The sequence below is a fragment of the Mesorhizobium waitakense genome, from assembly GCF_056431085.1.
The window spans coordinates 1-8,143 of sequence record NZ_JBWKME010000081.1 but is presented as its reverse complement, the minus strand read 5'-3'; the positions used below and the strand labels follow the sequence as shown (position 1 = coordinate 8,143).

At 61.1% G+C, this 8,143-nt stretch carries 6 protein-coding genes; all 6 read right to left on the bottom strand.

The annotated features are described in order from the left end of the window. Nucleotides 1-50 precede the first annotated feature (50 nt). The gene (locus AC07FD_RS18015) at nt 51-383 is read right to left on the bottom strand and encodes a nucleotidyltransferase family protein (RefSeq protein WP_478350937.1); all 333 of its coding nucleotides are present in this window, start codon (nt 381-383) and stop codon (nt 51-53) included. Between the two features lie 13 nt (nt 384-396). Then, the gene (locus AC07FD_RS18010) at nt 397-1,590 is read right to left on the bottom strand and encodes an SAVED domain-containing protein (RefSeq protein WP_478350936.1); all 1,194 of its coding nucleotides are present in this window, start codon (nt 1,588-1,590) and stop codon (nt 397-399) included. A gap of 228 nt (nt 1,591-1,818) precedes the next feature. Beyond that, nucleotides 1,819-5,610 (bottom strand): vitamin B12-dependent ribonucleotide reductase, encoded by a 3,792-nt coding sequence (locus tag AC07FD_RS18005; RefSeq protein WP_478350935.1) that lies wholly within the window; start codon nt 5,608-5,610, stop codon nt 1,819-1,821. A gap of 591 nt (nt 5,611-6,201) precedes the next feature. Continuing rightward, entirely contained in the window at nt 6,202-6,513 is a 312-nt protein-coding gene (locus AC07FD_RS18000) for a PilZ domain-containing protein (protein ID WP_478350934.1), read from the bottom strand. A gap of 121 nt (nt 6,514-6,634) precedes the next feature. Then, on the bottom strand, nt 6,635-7,123 hold the full coding sequence (locus AC07FD_RS17995) for an NUDIX hydrolase (RefSeq protein ID WP_095090754.1): 489 nt from the start codon (nt 7,121-7,123) through the stop codon (nt 6,635-6,637). A 203-nt stretch (nt 7,124-7,326) separates the two neighbouring features. Next, nucleotides 7,327-7,827, bottom strand: a complete 501-nt coding sequence (gene gpt, locus AC07FD_RS17990; protein ID WP_006200882.1) for a xanthine phosphoribosyltransferase — start codon at nt 7,825-7,827, stop codon at nt 7,327-7,329. Between the last annotated feature and the right edge of the window lie 316 nt (nt 7,828-8,143).

Sequence of the window (8,143 nt, the reverse complement as noted above, 5' to 3'; positions counted from 1 at the left end):
CGTCCGTCAGCACGAATCGTTCCATCCAAAGCTTGAATCACAATCCAATCTCAGGCGGAATCCTGAATCTCAACAAGCCTTAGATTGGCCTGCGTGATCGCGTTCTTCGTCAGGCGACGAAACTCGCAGACGGCATCGATGTCGTAGTGCTCGTCCGCGGTGAGCGGTGGCGTGACGGTGCCGAGGCCGAACGACCCCTGGACGTGGACCTGCGGCTCATATTGCCGAATTGTCGACTCCGGTCGGTTGAGCCAGTCGCCCAGCGACTTATAGCTCGTCTCCGCCTGTTCGTATCGACGCTCGGGTATCTCAAGTTCTTTGGCGAGGTCTTCGAGAACTTCGTCGGCCTCTGGGGTGATCGTCGGGAGCAAATGCACGTTCATGAAAAACTCCTGATTAACTGGCGTGTTCAAGTTCATGGGCGAAAATGAAGCCGCCCAGCTTCCTGTTTTGGTCGTAGATCTTGAGAGCGGGGTGCGCCTTCGGCTGCCAGGAGCGACCAGCCTCGACAGCAACGGAAACCGGAACGGCGGGAAACACGTGCACGATCGTGTTCTCGCCATGGGCAACCTTGATGGCGTCCAGCGTAGTTCTAAAAAGACGCGCGAACTCGGCCAGATCGGCCTGACTGCGCATGATGTCATTATGGGCCCCGTCAGCCTCGATGGACCAGATTGCCGCATCGTTGCCGAGTACTGTGTGGACTCGCTCGTCTACGACAGATGCGCTGATTGCCAGCTTCAGCGCGACCTGGCCGACCAGACCGGGCGGCCGCAGGACGTTGAACTGGAGCGGCGGAGCCTTCGGGTCCCACTTCCAGCCCTTGGGGCTGCGCAGCAACTGCCGGACGTCCGCGGTCGCGATATCGGAGATCAGACGGCCCAGCTCGAACAGGAGAGGGATCGGCGCCAGTCCGAACACCGTCAGGCGAGGGATTTCCTGCCGCTCCATCCGCCCGCGGACTTTCTCGGCAAAGCCGGTCCGAAGGTTACGGACTTGGATGCGCCAGAAATCCGGTTCGTGATCGAGCAGATCGAGCGTCGCGAGATCGAGATCGATCCAACCGTCATCAAGCGGATAGCGATCCGGGATCATCGACCATTTGAGATCGCCTTTGGCCACGGGGGATTCGTTGGTCCCGATCCTCGCAGCGTATCGAATGACATGACTGCTCAGATCCTCGTCGATGGCTGTGACCGTCCGGATGCGGACTTCATGGCGGCGCTTCATTGCCATCAGGACATTCGCGGGATGCTCGGAGACCATCTCGCGATCGAAAACGCGATGGTGGAGGTCGCAGACCAGCATCAGATTGTCGGGGTCCTGGGCGAGTTTGGGTGACAGAATCGGATCGCCCCGCGGCCCATCCGCCGAGTCCGCAATGATGTGCCCGATATAGGCCGCGTTAGCGTTGGCAGCTCCCGACACATCGTCGCCGATCAGCAGGGCATTGCATCCCGCATACTGACACCGTCCAGCAGCCCGGCCCCATACAATGTTCTTGACCTTGTCCGGTAGCGCCCGTCGGCGACCGCGGCGCGGCTCTGCTGGCACCTGATCTTCCATTTCGGGCTCTGCAACCAGACTCATGTTTTTACGTCTCAGGGTTGATTCACGATTCGTTCGACCTGGCATTTCGCGGCAAGCCTGAGCCCGCCGCGAACCGCTTGACTATCGCCAGGCGCTGGCAGCGCCGAGTAGCGAACTTGCCCTAATAGGGACTTGCCTTTCAGGGGCGTCCCCTTGGTCGACGCCGCAGGTACACAACATTGGCTTTCAGGTACCCAACTTTGGGTGTGGCACCAATTTCAAGAAGCCTCAACTACACCCGCTCGTCGCGCCGCACGTATCGCACTTCTCACACGTGCCGTTCCGCACCATGGTAAAGTTCTGGCATTCGGAGCAGGAATTGCCGGTGTAGCCCTGGAGCAGCGACTTGGCGCGACGGTCGTTGGCGAGTTTCTTTGCCTCGGCCGCTTCATTGGCCGCGGCGTCAGTGAACAGTGCCGCCGTGGTGTCCGAGGCTACGGAAGCAGCGCCCGCCGCTTCTTCAAAGGCGATGTCCTCGGCCAATTCCTTCGCCCGTTCCTCATAGTCGCGCTTATAGGCGACCGCTTCGTCGCTGGCCGGTTTCAGCGCCAGCACGTTGGAGCCGGAGAAGGCGGTCGGCGCCGAGCGGGCAGGGGCACCTGAAGGAGCCGCAAAGCCCTTCGGGTCGTTGCCGCTCACCCGCGACACCAGCTTCACCGGCGAGGCGCCACGGGTCAGGCCTTTCGACACCGCGTCGGTCTTGCCTTCGCTGATGCCGCGGCCAAGCGCGGTGTTGGAAAAGTCCGACTGGTCGACATGGGCGAGGTCGTTGCGGCCGAGATAGGAAATCGCGAGTTCCCGGAACACGTAGTCGAGGATCGACGTCGCGCTCTTGATGGCATCATTGCCTTGCACCATGCCGGCCGGCTCGAACTTGGTGAAGGTGAAGGCGTGCACATATTCGTCGAGCGGCACGCCATATTGCAGGCCGAGCGAGATGGCGATGGCGAAGTTGTTGAGAAGGCCACGCAGGGTCGCGCCTTCCTTGTTCATATCGATGAAGATCTCGCCGAGACGGCCATCGTCATATTCGCCGGTGCGCAGGAAGATGGTGTTGCCACCGATCTTGGCCTTTTGCGTGTAGCCCTTGCGGCGGCCGGGCAGCTTCTCCTGCTCGCGCGACACGCGCTCGATGATGCGCTCGACGATCCGCTCGGTGATCTGTGCGGCGCGCGCCGCCGCCGGTGCGGCGATCAGCTGCTCGATCGCCTCGTCCTCGTCGTCCTCGCCATCGGCAAGCAGCGAGGAGTTGAGCGGCTGGGAAAGCTTAGAGCCGTCGCGGTAGAGCGCGTTGGCCTTCAGCGCCAGCTTCCACGACAGCATGTAGGCGCCCTTGGCGTCTTCCACCGTCGCATCGTTGGGCATGTTGATGGTCTTGGAGATGGCGCCGGAGATGAAGGGCTGCGCCGCCGCCATCATCTGGATGTGGCTGTTGATCGACAGCGAGCGCTTGCCGATCTTGCCGCACGGGCTGGCGCAGTCGAACACCGCGAGGTGTTGGTCCTTTAGGAATGGTGCTCCCTCAAGGGTCATCGCACCGCAGACATGGATGTTGGCGGCCTCGATGTCCTTCCTGGAGAAGCCCAGCGCCGGCAGCATCTCGAACGAGAAGTCGTTGAGCTGCTCGTCGGTGAAGCCAAACGTCTCCTTGACCCAGTCGGCGCCGAGCGTCCACTGGTTGAAGACGAACTTGATGTCGAAGGCCGACTTCAAGGCTGCGTTGAGTGCCGCGATCTTGTCGTCGGTGAACCCCTTCGCCTTGAGGGCGCCGGGATTGATTGCGGGCGCCTGATTGAGATTGCCATGGCCGACCGCATAGGCCTCCATCTCGCCGATCTGGGCTTCGGAGTAGCCGAGCGTGCGCAGCGCTTCCGGCACGGCGCGGTTGATGATCTTGAAGTAGCCGCCGCCGGCCAGCTTCTTGAACTTCACCAGCGCGAAATCGGGCTCGATGCCGGTGGTGTCGCAATCCATGACCAGGCCGATCGTGCCTGTCGGCGCGATGACGGTCGCCTGTGCATTGCGATAGCCATGCTCCTCGCCGAATTCGATGGCGCGGTCCCAGGCGGCCTTGGCGTGCACCGCAAGGTCCTGCTGCTTCAGGTCGGAGGCGACCAGCGGCACCGGGTTCACGGCGAGCTTCTCATAGCCCTGCTTGTCGCCATAGGCGGCACGGCGATGGTTGCGCATGACACGCAGCATGTTCTGCGCATTGCGGTCGTAGTCGGCGAAGGCGCCGAGTTCGGCGGCCATCTCGGCCGAGGTGGCATAGGCCGTGCCGGTCATGATCGCGGTGAGTGCGGCGCAGATGGCGCGGCCCTCGTCGGAGTCGTAAGGAATGCCCGACGTCATCAGCAGGCCGCCGATGTTGGCGTAGCCGAGGCCGAGCGTGCGGTATTCATAGGACTGCTTGGCGATCTCCTTCGACGGGAACTGCGCCATCATGACCGAGATTTCGAGAACGATGGTCCACAGCCGCACGGTGTGCTCGTAGGCGGCGATATCGATCGTGCCGTCGGCGTTGCGGTAGGGCAGGAGGTTGATCGAGGCCAGGTTGCAGGCCGTATCGTCGAGGAACATGTATTCCGAGCACGGATTGGACGCCCGGATCGCACCGGCGGAGGCGCAGGTGTGCCAGTCGTTCATCGTCGTGTTGAAATGCAGGCCCGGATCGGCCGAAGCCCAGGCGGCGTAGCCGATCTTTTCCCACAGATCCCGCGCCTTCAGCGTCTTCAGGACCTTGCCGTCCTTGCGGGCGGTGAGGTGCCAGTCGGCATCGTCCTCGACAGCGCGCAGGAAGTTATCCTTCAGCGACACCGAATTGTTGGAGTTCTGGCCCGAAACGGTGAGGTAGGCGTCCGAATCCCAATCGGTGTCGTAGGTCTTGAACGACATCGACGTGTAGCCCTGCTTGGCGAACTGGATGACACGGTAGATGTAGTTCTCCGGCACAGCGGACTTCTTGGCCGCCTTGATCTCGCGCTTCAGCGCGGTGTTGATCGACGGGTCGAAGCAGTCGTCGTCCTGGCCTTCGCAGTTGACGCAGGCCTTCATGATCGCTTCGAGATGTTTCTTGACGATCTTGGAGCCGGTGACCAGCGAGGCGACCTTCTGCTCTTCATTGACCTTCCAGTCGATGAATTCCTCGATATCGGGATGGTCGGCGTCGACAATGACCATTTTCGCGGCGCGGCGGGTCGTGCCGCCCGACTTGATGGCGCCCGCCGCGCGGTCGCCGATCTTGAGGAAGCTCATCAGGCCGGACGAGCGGCCGCCGCCGGACAGCTTTTCGCCTTCGCCGCGCAGCAGCGAGAAGTTGGAACCGGTGCCGGAGCCATATTTGAACAGGCGCGCTTCACGCACCCAAAGGTCCATGATGCCGCCCTCGTTGACGAGGTCGTCCTGCACGCCCTGGATGAAGCAGGCATGCGGCTGCGGATGCTCATAGGAGGATTTCGACTTGGTCAGCTTGCCGGTGAACGGGTCGACATAGAAGTGGCCCTGGCTTGGGCCGTCGATGCCATAGGCCCAGTGCAGGCCGGTGTTGAACCATTGCGGCGAATTCGGCGCCACGCGCTGGGTGGCCAGCATGTAGGCAAGCTCGTCGCGGAAGGCGCGGGCGTCTTCTTCTGACGCCTTGAAGTAGCCGCCCTTCCAGCCCCAGTAGGTCCAGGTGCCGGCCAGCCGGTCGAAGACCTGGCGCGCGTCGATCTCGGAACCGTAGCGTTCGGCCTCCGGCAACTTGGCAAGCTCGGCCTCATCGGCGACGGAGCGCCACAGGAAGGAGGGGACGTCGTTCTCTTCGATCTTCTTCAGCCGCGCGGGGACACCGGCCTTGCGGAAATACTTCTGCGCCAGGATGTCGGCGGCGACCTGGGAGAATTGCGCCGGCACATCGATATTGTCGAGACGGAACACCACCGAGCCATCCGGATTCTTGATCTCCGAAAGTGCCTTGCGGAATTCGATCTCCGCGTAAGCCGATTGCCCTTGCTTGGTGAAACGACGCTCGATGCGCATTGGTCCGATCCCTTTTGTCTATATATAGCGCTTTCGTCAGGGGATTTCTGCCCCCAAGGCGAAACGCGCATGTCCGCCGCCTGCCGGCGTTCGAAAACGGCCGGCTCTCCATTTCGCAGTCTCCGCCGGCCCTGCTGGTCAAACTCCTTGCGAAGTGCCTGTCCAACACGCTGACGAACCCCGCGGGTCCCTCAAAACTGATTTTTCCGATTCCCTCACTCGAGGGAAATTCACACTATCTAGCGTCGAACTTGCCTGCAAACACTAAATATAGTGTTAACAGACAATTTATTCCAGTCCGACAATTCTCCCTATCGTCCCCAACCGCCTCACAACCCCAACGCTTCCGCCGGCCTCGTAAACAGGCGCAAATGCAGGCAAAACGCACATAATCCGGGAAAAAGACCGGGCTCAGAACTTTCCGGTCGCACTCTCAACAGGAGCGCATGGCCTATAAAAGGCGACTCGTTTTGCGCCGTCAAGGATTCGTTTGCGTAGCTTTTGTGACCCCAACATCTTGTGTGTCACATATGTGGATAACGGGGATAGAATTGCCGCGCGGCGATCACTTTGCCGCTATATCACGAGGGATTAGCCGTAATGCATTTTCGGCTTTGGCTCGGTGCCGGTGAACTGCACCCCGACGCGGTCCTTGCGGCGCCAGCGAACCTCGCACCGATAGGCGATGCCGTCGAGTGGCACGTAGAGAAGGAAGCGATCGGGAACCCGAGCCTCGAGCGGTATCTTCAGTTCGGCGCCGCTGTCGTGCTGATTGCGCAGCGTGCAGCCGACCTCCGAGTTCTGAATCCCGGTGATGATCGTTCCACCCTTGAGCACGCGCGGACGATGCTCGCGCTTGGGCTCGCCGGAATCTTCCGGTAGTGCGTCTACAGGGTTCACCATCGATAACACGCCGAACGATTCTTATCCGTGAATGGTTAGCAAACCATTCATGGCGTCGCATCGAAAACCGTGCCGGTGTGCCTGACAGGTGTGGACCGGGCCCTTGGCGCCGGACGTCCGATCAGGGAAATCTATGTGGGTCGGCGCAGAAATAGGCGATGATCTGGCAAAGGTCGGGTTCGTTGATCATGCGTACCGCGTCCTTGGAGTTGACCCATTTGCGGGTGCGCGAGTTTTTTTCCTTCCAGCGATCGGCGATCTTGTCGACGTGCAGCGGAAACACCAGGACTTCGCACGGCACTTCTTCGCCGGAAGCCAACACCTTGGCGTAGAAATAACGACCGGCCTCAAGGTGCGACACCGTTCCGCGCAGCCCGGCCTCCTCGCCGGCCTCGCGCGCGGCAGCCTCGCAGAGCGGCTCCCTGGCCTCCGGCCAGCCCTTGGGCAACACCCAGCGGCCGGTATCGCGGCTGGTGATCAGCAGGACCTCGACGCCGTTACCGGTATCCCGCCAGGGTAGGGCAGCAACCTGCAGACGGCACGGCGCCGTACCGAAGAGTCGCCGGACCCTTTCGGCCAGATGGTTGTGGGTCGTTGGCCTTGTCAACATCGGAGAAGCTAGCCCCAGCCTCCAGAATCGTTTGCCGCCTCACGAATCTTACGGCCAATTGTCAGCAATAAAAGTAAAAACTTTGGATGCACTGGCCAATTTCCGCCAACAAAGGTCGAATTCACAAGAAATGGTAACCTATCGGACCATTTCGCAAGCAAATGGGCCCGGGGCGGTTGCAAATTTAAACGCGCTGTCGCGAATCAGCCGGCGTGATCGTCGGCGATCGGCTTTTGATAGGTGAAGCCCATGTCCCACGGGAAATAGATCCAGGTGTCCTGGCTGACTTCGGTGACGAACGTATCGACCAACGGCCGGCCTTTCGGCTTGGCGTAGACAGTGGCGAAATGCGCCTTCGGCATCATCGCGCGCACGATGCCTGCCGTCTTGCCGGTATCGGTCAGGTCGTCGATGATCAGCACGCCGGCGCCGTCGTCGGCCAGCAGGGCGGGGGTGATCTCCTTGAGGACCTGCAACTGTCCCTGGCTGGTGTAGTCGTGATAGGAGGCGACGCAGACCGTCTCGATGACGCGGATGCCGAGTTCGCGCGAGATAATGGCAGCCGGAACCAGCCCGCCGCGCGTGATGCAGACGATCGCTTTCCATTGCCCCTTGTTGGCACCCGCAAGCCGCCACGCAAGCGCGCGGGCGTCACGATGGAACTGGTCCCAGGAGACTGGAAAGGCTTTTTCGGGAAGGGACATGTCGCGCACTCCGCAGCACGCGGGGATCGCGCGCAAAGAAAACAGGGGAATGCGCGCGGAATTAACTGGAAAGCCTTGGCCTTGGCAAGGGCAGGGCCGGCGATCGCTGTGGACTTAAAGCGCGTCGCGTTGAACAGATTCAAGCGACGCGCTTAAAGTTTTTGTTTTCTGCGTGTCGTTCTCCCAAAACCAGGGTCCCTTTTGGGCGACATGCACTAAGGGCTGTTGATATTCATCTGGAGCTTATGATGGCGGCGGCGAGGTGAATGAACGCGGCAAAGCTCTTGTCGGTTTTGTCGGCACGCATGGCGATGCG

Bases quoted from the DNA above. Each gene is read 5' to 3' on its own strand.
- gpt (WP_006200882.1), bottom strand. From the start codon at position 7,827: ATGTCCCTTCCCGAAAAAGCCTTTCCAGTCTCCTGGGACCAGTTCCAT.
- AC07FD_RS18010 (WP_478350936.1), bottom strand. From the start codon at position 1,590: ATGAGTCTGGTTGCAGAGCCCGAAATGGAAGATCAGGTGCCAGCAGAG.
- AC07FD_RS18000 (WP_478350934.1), bottom strand. From the start codon at position 6,513: ATGGTGAACCCTGTAGACGCACTACCGGAAGATTCCGGCGAGCCCAAG.
- AC07FD_RS17995 (WP_095090754.1), bottom strand. From the start codon at position 7,123: ATGTTGACAAGGCCAACGACCCACAACCATCTGGCCGAAAGGGTCCGG.
- AC07FD_RS18005 (WP_478350935.1), bottom strand. From the start codon at position 5,610: ATGCGCATCGAGCGTCGTTTCACCAAGCAAGGGCAATCGGCTTACGCG.
- AC07FD_RS18015 (WP_478350937.1), bottom strand. From the start codon at position 383: ATGAACGTGCATTTGCTCCCGACGATCACCCCAGAGGCCGACGAAGTT.